14 protein-coding genes and 1 tRNA gene are annotated in these 12,914 nt (G+C 57.1%); 10 read left to right on the top strand and 5 right to left on the bottom strand.

Annotation, left to right across the window (positions count from 1 at the left end; genetic code table 11):
- Positions 1-158 precede the first annotated feature (158 nt).
- A complete protein-coding gene (locus tag ACIQ2T_RS08065) occupies positions 159-818 on the top strand; it encodes a hypothetical protein (protein ID WP_397590361.1) in 660 nt (219 codons plus the stop codon).
- On the top strand, positions 815-2,275 hold the full coding sequence (locus ACIQ2T_RS08060) for an aldehyde dehydrogenase (protein WP_397584629.1): 1,461 nt from the start codon (positions 815-817) through the stop codon (positions 2,273-2,275). Before ACIQ2T_RS08065 ends, ACIQ2T_RS08060 begins: the two co-directional genes overlap by 4 nt.
- Before the next feature lie 386 nt (positions 2,276-2,661).
- Here the strand turns inward: ACIQ2T_RS08060 and ACIQ2T_RS08055 are convergent.
- Positions 2,662-2,754: transfer RNA gene (locus ACIQ2T_RS08055), tRNA-Ser, on the bottom strand.
- 195 nt (positions 2,755-2,949) lie between these two features.
- Here ACIQ2T_RS08055 and ACIQ2T_RS08050 point away from each other — a divergent pair.
- Entirely contained in the window at positions 2,950-3,720 is a 771-nt protein-coding gene (locus ACIQ2T_RS08050; RefSeq protein WP_397590360.1) for a DUF1134 domain-containing protein, read from the top strand.
- Here the strand turns inward: ACIQ2T_RS08050 and ACIQ2T_RS08045 are convergent.
- The 4 genes from ACIQ2T_RS08045 to ACIQ2T_RS08030 all read right to left on the bottom strand — a co-directional run bounded on the left by ACIQ2T_RS08045 (position 3,717) and on the right by ACIQ2T_RS08030 (position 7,436).
- Positions 3,717-4,325, bottom strand: coding sequence for a riboflavin synthase (locus ACIQ2T_RS08045; RefSeq protein ID WP_397590359.1), 609 nt, complete (start codon positions 4,323-4,325; stop codon positions 3,717-3,719). The genes ACIQ2T_RS08050 and ACIQ2T_RS08045 overlap by 4 nt on opposite strands.
- 17 nt (positions 4,326-4,342) lie before the next feature.
- On the bottom strand, positions 4,343-5,314 hold the full coding sequence (gene ribD / locus ACIQ2T_RS08040; protein ID WP_397590364.1) for a bifunctional diaminohydroxyphosphoribosylaminopyrimidine deaminase/5-amino-6-(5-phosphoribosylamino)uracil reductase RibD: 972 nt from the start codon (positions 5,312-5,314) through the stop codon (positions 4,343-4,345).
- The gene (locus tag ACIQ2T_RS08035) at positions 5,311-5,718 is read right to left on the bottom strand and encodes a hypothetical protein (protein WP_397590358.1); all 408 of its coding nucleotides are present in this window, start codon (positions 5,716-5,718) and stop codon (positions 5,311-5,313) included. Before ACIQ2T_RS08035 ends, ribD begins: the two co-directional genes overlap by 4 nt.
- 62 nt (positions 5,719-5,780) lie before the next feature.
- Positions 5,781-7,436 (bottom strand): NAD+ synthase, encoded by a 1,656-nt coding sequence (locus ACIQ2T_RS08030; protein ID WP_397590357.1) that lies wholly within the window; start codon positions 7,434-7,436, stop codon positions 5,781-5,783.
- Positions 7,437-7,559: 123 nt separating this feature from the next.
- Between ACIQ2T_RS08030 and ACIQ2T_RS08025 the strand changes: the two genes are divergently transcribed.
- The 7 genes from ACIQ2T_RS08025 to ytpR form a co-directional block, all read left to right on the top strand.
- Positions 7,560-8,495 carry a ribose-phosphate pyrophosphokinase gene (locus tag ACIQ2T_RS08025; RefSeq protein WP_397590363.1) on the top strand — a complete coding sequence of 312 codons (936 nt, stop codon included), beginning with the start codon at positions 7,560-7,562 and terminating at the stop codon, positions 8,493-8,495.
- A complete protein-coding gene (gene hisN, locus ACIQ2T_RS08020; RefSeq protein ID WP_397590356.1) occupies positions 8,495-9,274 on the top strand; it encodes a histidinol-phosphatase in 780 nt (259 codons plus the stop codon). Before ACIQ2T_RS08025 ends, hisN begins: the two co-directional genes overlap by 1 nt.
- Complete coding sequence (locus ACIQ2T_RS08015; protein WP_397590355.1) at positions 9,262-10,149, top strand: helix-turn-helix domain-containing protein; 888 nt, start codon at positions 9,262-9,264, stop codon at positions 10,147-10,149. Before hisN ends, ACIQ2T_RS08015 begins: the two co-directional genes overlap by 13 nt.
- A gap of 107 nt (positions 10,150-10,256) precedes the next feature.
- Complete coding sequence (gene rpmI / locus ACIQ2T_RS08010) at positions 10,257-10,457, top strand: 50S ribosomal protein L35 (protein WP_125231188.1); 201 nt, start codon at positions 10,257-10,259, stop codon at positions 10,455-10,457.
- A 36-nt stretch (positions 10,458-10,493) separates the two neighbouring features.
- Positions 10,494-10,859, top strand: coding sequence for a 50S ribosomal protein L20 (rplT, locus tag ACIQ2T_RS08005; RefSeq protein ID WP_397590354.1), 366 nt, complete (start codon positions 10,494-10,496; stop codon positions 10,857-10,859).
- 81 nt (positions 10,860-10,940) lie between these two features.
- Positions 10,941-12,023: a phenylalanine--tRNA ligase subunit alpha gene (gene pheS / locus ACIQ2T_RS08000; protein WP_397590362.1), complete on the top strand. Its 1,083-nt coding sequence runs from the start codon at positions 10,941-10,943 to the stop codon at positions 12,021-12,023.
- Positions 12,020-12,914, top strand: an 895-nt coding sequence (ytpR, locus tag ACIQ2T_RS07995; protein WP_397590353.1) for a YtpR family tRNA-binding protein, incomplete at its 3' end; no start/stop codon positions are given. The genes pheS and ytpR, both read left to right, overlap by 4 nt.

Below are 12,914 nucleotides of genomic sequence, written 5' to 3'. Positions count from 1 at the left end.
GCGCATCGCAATCGGACCCGAATGCAGGAACGCGACCCCGCGGCACGGCGCGCTGAACTGGCAAGGCTGCAGGCGATCTGTGCCGATCCTGCGCAATCCCGCATGTTCCTGCTCAAGAGTTCGATGATCGAAGGCTTGCGCCAAGCGCAGGCAATGCAATGACAGACGCGCCGCTCGCCCTGCTCACCCCCATGGCCAATCCCACGATCGAACGTGAAATGCGTCGATTGGTCCCGGATTGCTGCGATTACGTTGTCGGCAGGCTAGTATCGCGCTTGGATGATTCCCGCGAGCGGCTGATTAGCTATGCGGAAGATTTGGGCCAGTCGCTCGCGCAATTCGGAGGCCTGCCGCTGTCCGCAATTGCTTTTGCATGCACAGCGTCGAGCTATCTGATCGGCCTGGAGCGAGAGGATAGCCTCGCCAACCAGGCGGGAATGCCCGTGTTATGGGCGGCCGCAACTATTCGAGAGGAGCTGTCGCGCCGCGGCGCCAGACGACTTGCTGTAGTCTCGCCATACCCGGATGCGATCCATCAGGCCGGTCTCGCATACTGGTCATCTGCCGGATTCGTGACGATCTTTGACGAGCGTGTCGAGATTGGGTCGGACGATACCAGAAGCATCTATGCTCTAGCCGGGAGCGAAGCGCAGGCTGCGGTCATTCGAGCGCGCGAGGCCGCTCCCGACGCTATCCTGCTTTCCGGCACCGGCATGCCGACATTGGCGCTGCTCGATCCGCAGGGAATGCCGCCGATCATTTCATCCAATCATTGCCTCGCACAGGCCATGATGCGCAATCAAGGGATCCATCTATGAGCGAGCTTTGCACCAGTTTTATCAATGGTGGTTGGACGAGTGGCGAGGGTGCTGAGCGCATTCCGGTCATCTCGCCGATCGATGAGACACTGGTTGCGGAGATCGCCCAGGCCGATGCGGCAGAGGTTGACCACGCTGTGCGGGCCGCGCGCAAGGCGTTCGTCGCCGGGACGTGGCGCAATGCGCCGGTTTCCAAACGCCAGTCCGTGCTGCGCCGGATTGCGGCTTTGATCCGCGAGAAGGTTGATGTGCTCGCCGAACGCGAATGTGCCAATGCGGGCTTGCCGATCCGCCAGATCCGCGAACGGCATGTCCAGCGCGCTGCGGCAAACTTCGAGTTCTTCGCTGACTTCATCGGCCAGACGGCGAATGAGTGTTATGAGCAGGAGCCGCCCTTTCTAACCATCGTCCGGCGCGAGCCAGTGGGCATTGCTGCGCTGGTCGCGCCCTGGAACGCGCCGCTCGCCTTGGCGACGATGGAGATGGCTGGGGCCCTGGCATTCGGCAACTGCTGCATCCTCAAGCCATCCGAGCTTACCCCGCTCGAATTCGTTCCGCTATTCGAGTTGATGAAGGAGGCAGGTGTTCCCGATGGCGTGGTCGGGCTAGTGAATGGCAGCGGTCCGGTGACCGGCGCGGCACTGGTCGGTCATATAGATATCGATGTCGTAGCCTTTATCGGCGGAACCGAAACGGGGCGCCACATTGCACGCGCGGCTGGTGGAAACCTCAAGAAATATGTGGCCGAGCTTGGCGGGAAGTCAGCCAATATCATCACCCCCCAGTGCGACCTTGAGCGTGCGCTCGATGCGGCGCTGGTCAGCATATATTCTAACAACGGGCAGCAATGTCTGGCCGGTTCCCGCATCCTGGTCGATCAATCGATAGCCAAGGATTTCATCGATCGCTTCGTTGCACGAACCAAGAATATTCGGGTCGGAGATCCGCGCGACATGGCGACAGAGGTCGGCCCGGTCATCAGTAGGGCGCAATATGACCGCGTTCTGTCTTTCGCTGCGGGCGCCAATATCCTGACGGGAGGAAAGCGTGCCGATGGGTTCGATCGGGGTTACTACGTCTCCCCGACGGTCGCGCTCGCCGAGGACAATGCCACCCCCTTGTGTCAGGAAGAAATATTCGGGCCCTTCGCGACCTTCCTCACATATGACGGGATAGATCAGGCCATCGAGATCGCCAATCAGAGCGAGTTCGGCCTTGTCGCCTATCTATGGTGCTCGGATATGCCGACCGTGATGCGGGTGCAGGATGCATTGCAGGCCGGCACGATCTGGGTGAATACGCCCTTGGCACGCGACCTGCGCGCACCCTTTGGCGGTTACAAGAATTCCGGCGTGGGACGAACCGGAGGCCTATCAAGCAGAAACCTCTTCACCGAGGAAAAGGTCGTTACAATGCCGATGCAGGATTTCCCGATCGCCAAGCTTGGGCTTGGATGACCCGAAGCCCGAAAGGGCAGGTGTCATTATTGATATAACCCGGTTTGTCTGCGGCAATGCAAGCGCCTTTGTTCGACGGTCTTTCTTTTGATTCTTGCACATTGTTCACATGGCTTGGCCCTACAGAATTGGGCTTTGGCAGGGGTGTTCAACAAATCCCAGCTAACCGAACGCGCAGAATAGTATGTAAGAAGGAACTGTGGGTCCCATTAGCCAAAATAGGGGGGTGCCACCCCGGTGGGGTCTAGTTGGGTAGGTTTTTTGAAGGGGGTGGGGGGGGTACTTATTTGGTGCGAGGCAGTCGGTGACTAGCTCTCGCGAAGAGGTGGGTAGAAAGGTGGGTAAGCCCAAACTTTCCACGCAAGTCTTTGATATAATTGGATGCGTGGCGGAGACGGAGGGATTCGAACCCTCGGTACCGGATTTACCAGTACGACGGTTTAGCAAACCGTTGGTTTCAGCCACTCACCCACGTCTCCTGTGCGCTTGGCATCGGCGGCCTATAGCGGCGCATGCATTTAGCTGCAATGGTTATTGACACAGGCTTGAGATAAGCCGAAAATTAGTCTGAAAGATCGCTTTGGTTCGCGCCGGACACGCATGGCAGCCTGTTCATCATGCGCTCATCCAAAGGGACTATCTGGTTGCATATATTTATTGAGGGTGGAGTGAGCATGTCGTTGCTAAAATGGAGACTTAAAAGGTCCGGAAACAATATCCTGATGCTGATGGCGGCAGGAGTGCTGATGGCGTCACCCGTAAGCGCGCAGATAAGCTCCGTGGACCCGAATGAAGCAATTGATGCCGATTTAGGGGCCTCGACCGCCCCCGCCAATAACCCAGCTCCAGCAGACAACCGCGAAACCGCCATCCAAGATGGCGTACCCACTGAGGCTGCGCCTTTAGATACTGCTTCTGCTCCGACAGCGGCCGCATCCGCGCCTTTGGCAATACCGACAAAGGATACCTATCAGGAAGATGACCTGATTGGCGCGGCAGAAGGCGTATTTGGAAAAGGCGCACAGGGCCTGGGTAAGCTTATTGAGGATATCCTGAAGAAGCAGGGCCGTCCCAACGGATATATAGTCGGGCGCGAAGGCGGCGGCGCATTCATCGTGGGCCTGCGCTACGGCTCGGGCACGCTAAGCCATCGGGTGGAGGGCGAAAAGCCAGTCTATTGGACGGGCCCATCCATTGGTCCTGATGCCGGCGCAAGTGGCGGCAGCACATTCATCCTAGTGTATAATTTATATGACACAGAAGACATATATGCGCGCTTCCCCGCTGCCGAAGGTGGTGCCTATATCGGCGGTGGTTTCAACGTGAGCTACTTGCGGCGCGGCGATGTCGTGCTGATCCCGATTCGGGTCGGTGCAGGGCTGCGGCTTGGTGCGAATCTCGGATATATGCGCTTTTCCAAAAAGCAGCGCTGGTCGCCCTTTTAACGCGCGCGCAAATCTTCCATCCGCTTGAGATAGCGGGCGAGCACGTCGATTTCCAAATTGACCTGCCGCCCGACATCAAGCGTATCGAGCGTCGTCATCTGCGCAGTGTGCGGAATGATATTCAACAGGAAATGTGCTGAACCATCGGCTTGATCGGCGATCTCGTTTACGGTCAACGAAATGCCGTCGACGGTTATGGAGCCCTTCGTAGCGATGTAGGCGGCAAGGCTGGAGGGCGCGGCGACCGTTACCTTCCAACTATCGCCAGTGGTTTCGCTTGCGACAATATGTCCAACGCCGTCAACATGGCCCGTAACAATATGTCCGCCAAGTTCATCACCAACTTTTAGGGCACGCTCGAGATTCAGACGCGTACCTTCGTCCCACATTCCTGCCGCGGTGCGTGAAACGGTTTCTGCCGACGCATCGATCGCGAACCAATCCTCTCCCTTATCGACGACGGTCAGGCATACCCCGGAACAGGCTATCGACGCGCCGATGGCGACGCCGTCCATCTCATAGGCGCAAGATATGACGAGGCGAAGGTCACCGCGTTGTTCGGATGTCCGAATGCTGCCAACGTCCGTGATGATACCTGTAAACATATAAGCTGCACCCTTTTCTATTGCGCGCTCTCGTAGACTTCGAGCCGGTCTTTGCCAAGACTGCGCGAATCTGAGATCTGCCAGCGCCCATGCGCATCGCCAAGTTGGGTCAGGCCGATGTCGGAGAGGCCCGGCTTGCCAGCACCAATCAATATCGGCGCCCTGTATAGCATAAGTCGGTCAACTAAGCCTTCACGCAGGAAGGCTGTCGCCGTTGCAGCGCCACCTTCAACTAACACAGTGTTGCAATCCAGATGTGCAATTTCGCTAGGGGTGCGAATAACCTCCCACCCCTCCGGCGCCTCACCGCTACCCAGCATGACTTTACGCGGCTGCGCCATTTCCAAGCCCGCGAGCCGCACGGTCAATTGCGGCGCATCTGCCCGCACTGTTCCAGCCCCCACCAAAATTGTATCGGAACGCGCACGTTCAATATGGCTGTGCGCGCGTGCAATTTCGCCGGTTATCCAGCGACTGCTCCTATCCGCCATGGCGATTTGACCGTCGAGTGTGCTAGCAATCTTCAACGTCACAAAAGGTCGGCCGCGGTTCATCCGGCTCAGGAAACCAGCAAGATTTTTGCGCGCTTCCGATGCCATGACGCCAGCCACGACCTCGGTCCCCGAGGCTTTAAGTGCCGCCATGCCTTCGCCAGCGGTGCGCGCATCCGGATCTTGAAGCGCAGCAATTACGCGTGCGGGCGCGGCCTCCTTGAGCAACTGCGCGCAAGCCGGGCCGCGCTGCGAAACATGCGCACAAGGCTCAAGCGTCACATAAACACTGCTGCCCCGCGCTTCTGCGCCGGCCTGTGCCAGCGCCATTGCCTCTGCGTGGGGGCGTCCGCCAGACTGCGTCCAACCGCGCCCGATCACAATGTCGTTTTTCACAATGACGCAACCTACGGATGGATTGTTACCTGTCCGGCCAACGCCGCGCTCGGCCAGCGACAATGCCGCCGCCATAAAGCGAAGATCGTTTGCAGTGACTATTTTACTTCTCCTACCGCATTATTCGCCTCGGCAGCCTTTTTTGCAGCCTGTTCCAACTGCGCCTCGCGGTCAATCTTGTCCACGTCCATGCCCACGGCGCGGCCAAAGGCCTTATAGGCTTCCTTCTCACGAACCCGGATTTCGTCTTTACGCTCCTGACGTTCTGCGATCGCCGCCTTGGTTTCCGCAAGCGTTCTGGTGGCGGGCCAACTTTCCACATAAATTATTTCCCGCGGCGGCGGTGTCGCCTTTACCAACGCGTCGATGTAAAAGGTGTAGATGATAATTGCCGTCGGCATACAGGCGGCAAGGAACAGCCAGGGGCTGTGCTTGCCAGTATTGCGCAAAAACCCGATTAGGTCTGTGCGAGCATTGCGAAACGAGACATCTTTAAAAAAGGCCATAGCTATCCAATAAGGTACGCGCGCCCCAATTTCCAGCGCCCCGTGCACGCGCGTTCATATGCTTATGCGCTTCGAAACGCATTGGTTATGGGATAGCGCCGATCACGGCCAAAATTGCGCGTGCCAAGTTTCACGCCTGGCGGTGCCTGGCGGCGTTTATATTCGGCCAGATACAGCAGGCGCTCGATCCGCGTGACGACGGCGCGGTCAAAACCAAGCGCGACGACCTCATCAACCGATAGCTCCTCCTCAACCAATGCATGCAACATCTTATCGAGGATCGGGTAATCCGGCAGTGAGTCGCTATCCTTTTGGTCGGGACGCAATTCCGCACTTGGCGGCTTCGTGATGATGTTTTCCGCTATCACTGGCCCATCCCTGCCAAGGCCAATGCGCGGCTTGGCGCTGTTCCGCCATGTCGAAATGGCAAAGACGGTCATCTTATATGCGTCCTTTAACGGATTATATCCGCCCGCCATGTCGCCATAGATGGTCGCATAGCCGACGCTCATCTCGCTCTTGTTGCCCGTGGTCAGCAACATGTGCCCAAATTTGTTGGACAGCGCCATGAGCGTTAGGCCGCGAATGCGCGACTGAACATTTTCCTCTGTAATATCGACATCGCGGTCGGCGAAGCTGCCCGACAGCATTTCGTCAAATGCCTCGACCGCTGGCGAAATGGGAATAGTGTCGATTTTGCACCCTATCATCGCGGCACATTCGGCTGCGTCATCAAGACTTGATTGGCTGGTGTAGCGGCTGGGCAACATCACGCACCAGACGCGGTCCGGTCCAAGTGCATCGGCTGCAATCGCGGCGCACAACGCGCTGTCTATGCCGCCCGACATGCCAAGCACCACGCCAGGAAAGCGGTTTGTGTCGACATAGTCCCGCAGGCCAACAACCATGGCGCTGTAAACATCGGCTGGATGCGCCTCCCACAACGCCTTCGGGCCATCTGCGCAGGCCCATCCGCTTGCAGTGCGGGACCAATGCGTCATGCGCAAATGCTCCTCCCAATCAGGCAAGCGGTGCACGACGGCGCCGTCAGCGTTCAGCACGAAAGAGCAACCGTCAAAGACCAGTTCATCCTGTCCCCCGACGCGGTTGAGGAACATCAACGGCAAACCGGTTTCGCGCATACGTGCAGCAAATACTTCTTCTAACCTGCGGTCATCCTTGTCAATTTCATAAGGACTACCGTTGGTCGAAATCAGCAGCTGTGCGCCGCGTTCTTTCAGATGTAGGCTAACGGGTGCCAACCACCCATCCTCGCAGATTGGCACGCCAATTGGAACGCCGCGAAACACGATAGGCTCCGGCAATGGGCCCGCGGTAAAAATTCGTTTTTCATCAAAGGTACCGTAATTGGGTAGCTCATGCTTATAACGCACTGCGGCGATCCGTCCCCCGTCGAGCAACGCGATGCCATTATACAACGCCCCATTGTCCCGAAAGATCGACCCGACAAGCATCGCTGGCCCGCCGTCTGCAGTCGCCTCGGCAAGGTTTATCAGCTGTTCTGCGGCACGCGCAGCAAAGGCGGGCTTCAGCACCAGATCTTCGGCCGGGTAGCCAATCAACTGCTGTTCCGGAAAAACAACGAGATCAGCGTCAACCGCCTTTGCCCGCCAGTCCAGCATCGCCGCGGCATTACCCGCAAGATCACCCACGCGCTGATTAAGCTGCACCATCGCAATATTAAGCTGATTTGTCATGTCCCCACCCTTATTGTCCACAAACTAGCGGAGCAAGCCGATTGTCAGGCCTGCCGCACCTCGCTAGAGCGGCTGGAGAATTTGGTGATGGGCTTGTTTGAGCCAAAGGTCGAGGACACAGACATGAAATTGATGACAGGCAACAGCAACCTGCCGCTCGCACAGGGTATTGCCGATTACATGAACTTGCCGCTGACCAATGCCAGCGTCCGGCGGTTTGCCGACAATGAAATTTTTGTCGAAATCCACGAAAATGTCCGTGGCGAAGACATGTTTGTCATTCAATCGACCAGTCATCCCGCCAATGACAATTTGATGGAATTGCTCATCATGATTGACGCGCTGCGCCGCGCCTCGGCCAAGCGCATCACTGCCGTTCTGCCCTATTTCGGCTATGCGCGCCAAGACCGGAAGCCCGGCCCCCGCACGCCTATCTCCGCGAAACTGGTTGCCAATCTGATTACTGAGGCTGGCGCTGACCGCGTATTGACGGTGGATTTGCACGCCGGCCAGATCCAAGGCTTTTTCGATATTCCAACCGACAATCTATATGGCGCGCCCGTCATGAGCGCCGACATATTGGAGCGCCATGGTGCCAAGAATTTTACCGTTGTTTCGCCTGACGTTGGCGGCGTTGTCCGTGCACGCGCGCTAGCCAAGCGTCTTGATGACGCGCCATTAGCCATCGTCGACAAACGCCGCGAAAAGGCGGGCGTGTCAGAAGTGATGAACATAATCGGCGACGTCAAAGACCGCTTCTGCATCCTGATCGATGATATCGCCGACAGCGCAGGCACTTTGTGCAACGCGGCTGACGCGTTGAAAGCCGCAGGCGCATCTGACGTTGTTGCCTATATTACGCATGGCGTGTTGTCCGGCGAAGCGGTCAACCGGGTCAACGCATCGTCTTTGCGTAAGCTGGTCATCACGGATTCGATTATAGCCTCAGATGCGACCAATGCGAGCGCAAAAATTCGCCAGCTTCCCATTGCACCATTGTTGGGAGAGGCGATCAAGCGGATCGCAGACGAAAGCTCCGTTAGCTCGCTGTTCGACTGATGACGCCAGCCGACATCCTCCTAGCCAACCGCCTGGCGGACGCTGCAGGGCAAGCAATCCGGCCATTTTTCCGGTCGGCCTTTACCCATGAATCAAAGGCCGACGCCTCACCCGTCACGGAGGCTGACCGCGCCGCCGAAAGCGCGATCCGGCGGATACTCGACGCCGAATGCCCGCGTGACGGCATCATTGGCGAAGAATTTGGCGAGAAAACCGGTGCGTCGGGTCGACGCTGGGTTATCGACCCAATCGACGGCACCATCAGCTTCATGGCAGGACGGCCGATATTCGGGACTTTGATTGCCTTGCTTGAAGATAACTGGCCAGTGCTCGGTATTATTGACCAGTGCATCAATGGCGAACGCTGGGTCGGCGCGGCGGGATACCCGACAACATTAAACGGCGCACCGGTGCAAACACGTTCCTGTAGGGCGCTGGTTGATGCGACGTTGGCAACGTCTGGCCCGCAATATTTCACGCAGCATGACGGTGACCATTTTATGGAGCTGGCCGCCAGAACTGCGCATAAGAGAATGCTGTTCGGTGGCGACTGTTACAATTACGCGCTGCTGGCCAGCGGGCATATCGATGTTGTTGTCGAAGCAGGCTTGAAACTACATGATTTTGCTGCTTTAATTCCCGTTATCACGGGAGCAGGGGGCATGATGAGCGATTGGTCAGGGGAACCGCTTCACGCTGGTTCAGATGGACATGTTATCGCGATCGGCGACCCAGCGCGTCTAGATGATGTGCTTGAGGTACTGGCATGCCAGCATTGACGGACAAAAGTCCGGCGCGTTTCATATTACCAGCTCAGCCGCTTCGGCGCTATATTTCGACCTATTATTTCCTGAATACCGGCCCCGATAAAACCGAACAGGAAGATTTGCTGTATCCAGAGTGGGCAACCGTCCGCTTTACGTTGCAGGGCAAGGCGATAGGGAACACCGTTGGTTTGGCCCCGCTTGATATTCCAGCCAATAGCATCACTGGCCCCACGGGAAGGGCCGCACTACTGCGCTTTCGCAATGTAGCTGTTGTTGGCTTTGGCCTTTTGCCTTTGGGTTGGTATCGGATGATTGGTTGCCCAGCGGATCGCTGGGCGGACAACGTAAGTGCCGTCAATGCTGCCCCTGAATTCGGGCAAATCGCGCAATTACAGCGCGAGATAAAAGGCCTGAGTGATCCAGAGCAGATTGCAGCCTTATGTGATCATATCCTATTGAAAGCCTTAGACCATACAGGCCCACTGGATGCGGATATTATCGCTATGCACCAAGCGATTGGCGATCCGGATATTAGCAATGTAGCTGATCTGTCGCGGGCAACTGGGATTCCAACGCAGCGGCTTGAGCGGCTATCGCGCCGGATATTCGGTTTCCCGCCTAAGCTTCTGCTGCGCCGCCAACGCTTTTTGCGCACATTGGCCACTGTCATGGAGCATCCTGATCTCAACTGGTCAGGCGCATTGGACGGGCACTATTTTGACCAGGCCCATTTTAACCGCGAATTCCGAACATTCATGGGCATGTCACCCGGCCAGTATCTTGCGATGCCGCGCGCGGTCAGCAGCGCAGCCAACCGAATGCGTGCGCAACATGTCGGGCAACTGCTTCAGCTATTGCAGGTTCCAGCGCCGCCAAATGGCCAATAGGCTTGCATTCAACCGCGAATCCCGCTAGGCGCCCGCGTTCCGAATAAGCAGGCTGGCCAATAGGGCTGCCATGCCGGCTTGACACGGACTCAACAAAGGAGACCCAAATGCCCAAGCTCAAGACCAAGAGCGGTGTGAAGAAACGCTTCAAAATCACCGCAACCGGCAAGATCAAACATGGCGTCGTTGGAAAACGGCACCGTTTGAGCAGCCATAATGCCAAGTATATCCGCCAAAACCGCGGCACCAGCGTGATCTCTGATCCTGATGCCAAGACAATTAAGAAATGGGCGCCTTACGGTCTTTAAGACTGCGCGTACGTTTTTAAGAAAAGGATATAGATTATGGCACGCGTCAAACGTGGTGTTACCACCAAAGCCAAACATAAAAGAATTTTAGAGCAGGCGAAGGGCTATTATGGCCGTCGCAAAAATACGATCCGTGTTGCACGTCAGGCTGTCGAAAAGGCCGGCCAATACGCATATCGCGACCGTAAGGTAAATAAGCGCAACTTCCGCGCATTGTGGATCCAGCGTATCAACGCCGCAGTCCGCGCCGAAGGCATGACCTACGGCGTGTTCATGCACGGCCTGAAACTCGCTGGCGTTGAACTCGACCGGAAAGTGCTTGCAGACCTTGCGATGCACGAAACGGCGATGTTTAGCACCATCATTGCGCAGTCGAAAGCGGCGCTGTCTAAGGCAGCTTAAGCCTCTCATTTCGATACATGCGCAAAAGGGCGTGGACGGTACTTGCCGTTCGCGCCCTTTTGCTTATTCAGGCAGACTATGATGACAGATATTGCGACACTCCAAACCGACCTGATGGGCGCCATTGATTCCGCGGACACGCTAGATTCGTTGGAGGCCGTGCGGATCGCAGCACTTGGCAAGCAGGGCAGCGTTTCGGCGCTGCTGAAGACCATGGGCAGCATGTCGCCCGAAGAGCGACAAACCCAAGGCCCCATCATCAACGGACTGCGTGAAAGCATCACATCGGCGCTTGCATCGAAAAAGGCTGACCTCGAAACCGCCGACCTAAATCGCCGCCTTGCCAGTGAGCGCGTCGATATGACGCTGCCTGCGCCAGACGCAGCGCGCGGGACCATTCACCCCGTCAGCCAGGTTATGGACGAGTTGGCCGAAATTTTTGCCGATATGGGCTTTGCTGTGGCCGAAGGGCCGGAGATTGAGGACGACTGGCACAATTTCACTGCGCTCAATATTCCAGAGACGCATCCGGCGCGTGCAATGCATGATACTTTTTACTTCCCCGACCATACGGCGCGGGATGACCAAAAAATGGTTCTGCGCACGCATACATCGCCCGTCCAAATCCGCTCCATGACGTCGCAGGAACCGCCCATTCGCATCATCGCGCCGGGCCGTGTGTATCGCAGCGACAGCGATGCGACGCACACCCCGATGTTCCATCAGATTGAGGGGCTTGTCATCGACAAGGGCATTCATCTGGGGCATCTGAAATGGACGCTTGAGACATTTTTAAAGGCGTATTTCGAACGTGAAGACGTAGTCCTGCGCCTGCGGCCAAGTTATTTTCCGTTTACGGAGCCTTCCGTCGAGGTTGATGTCGGCTATTCGATCGTCAACGGCAAACGCGTCATTGGCGGGGCTGAAGGCTGGATGGAAGTGCTTGGCTCCGGCATGGTCCACCGCAAGGTTATAGAGGCCTGCGGGCTTGATCCTGATGTTTGGCAGGGCTTTGCCTTTGGAACCGGCGTCGATCGTCTGGCGATGCTGAAATATGGCATGGATGATCTGCGTGCGTTCTTTGACGGCGATAACCGCTGGCTTCAACATTATGGGTTCAATGCGCTCGATGTCCCGACGCTAAGCGGAGGCGTAGGCGCATGAAATTCACTTTATCATGGCTCAAAGAGCATCTGGATACCAACGCGGACGTTCATGCCGTTGCTGACTGCCTGAACCGCATTGGGTTGGAAGTCGAGGGCATCGAAAACCCGGCCGAGGCATTGTCCGCCTTCCGCATTGCGAAGGTGTTGAGCGCTGCCCCGCATCCGCAAGCGGACAAGTTGCAAGTCTTGTCTGTCGATGCTGGCGGAGAGCCGCTTCAGGTCGTCTGCGGCGCACCGAACGCCCGCGCAGGCATGCTTGGCGTTTTTGGCCCGGCTGGCTCTGTTGTCCCCGCCAACGGCATGGTGTTGAAGGTCGCTGCGATCCGGGGCGTCGAATCCAACGGCATGATGTGCTCGATTGCTGAACTAGAGCTTGGTGATGACCATGACGGCATAATTGAGCTTTCGGAAGATGCGCCCGTTGGGCAAGTCTATGCCGATTGGGCTGGCCTTGATGACCCTGTTATTGATGTCAGCATTACACCCAACCGTCAGGATTGCATGGGCGTGCGCGGGATTGCCCGCGATTTGGCGGCGGCGGGTCTAGGAACGCTACGCCCGCTTGGCGAGGTCTACAAAATCGACCTATCCGTGCCCTTAGAGGGCAGCGATGCTGCGCCCGTCGTCCGCACCGACGATGCGACCGGATGTCCGGCTTTTTACGCACAATCAGTCTCTGGCGTGCGCAATGGCGGTTCCCCCGAATGGATGCGCAGCAAGTTAAAGGCTATTGGCCAAAAACCAATTTCATTGCTCGTCGATATCACGAACTTTGTGTCGATTGATCTTGGCCGTCCGCTGCACGTCTATGACCGCGATAAGCTGAACGGTGCGCTTGTGGCCCGCAAGGCCGTCGACGGTGAGCAGATGGTCGCGCTCAACGGCAAAA

The sequence above is a fragment of the Sphingorhabdus sp. genome (assembly GCF_044357595.1).
In the GTDB taxonomy this organism is placed as follows: domain Bacteria; phylum Pseudomonadota; class Alphaproteobacteria; order Sphingomonadales; family Sphingomonadaceae; genus Sphingorhabdus_B.
The sequence above is the reverse complement of the archived record's forward strand: the minus strand, read 5'-3'. Positions and strand labels throughout refer to the sequence as shown.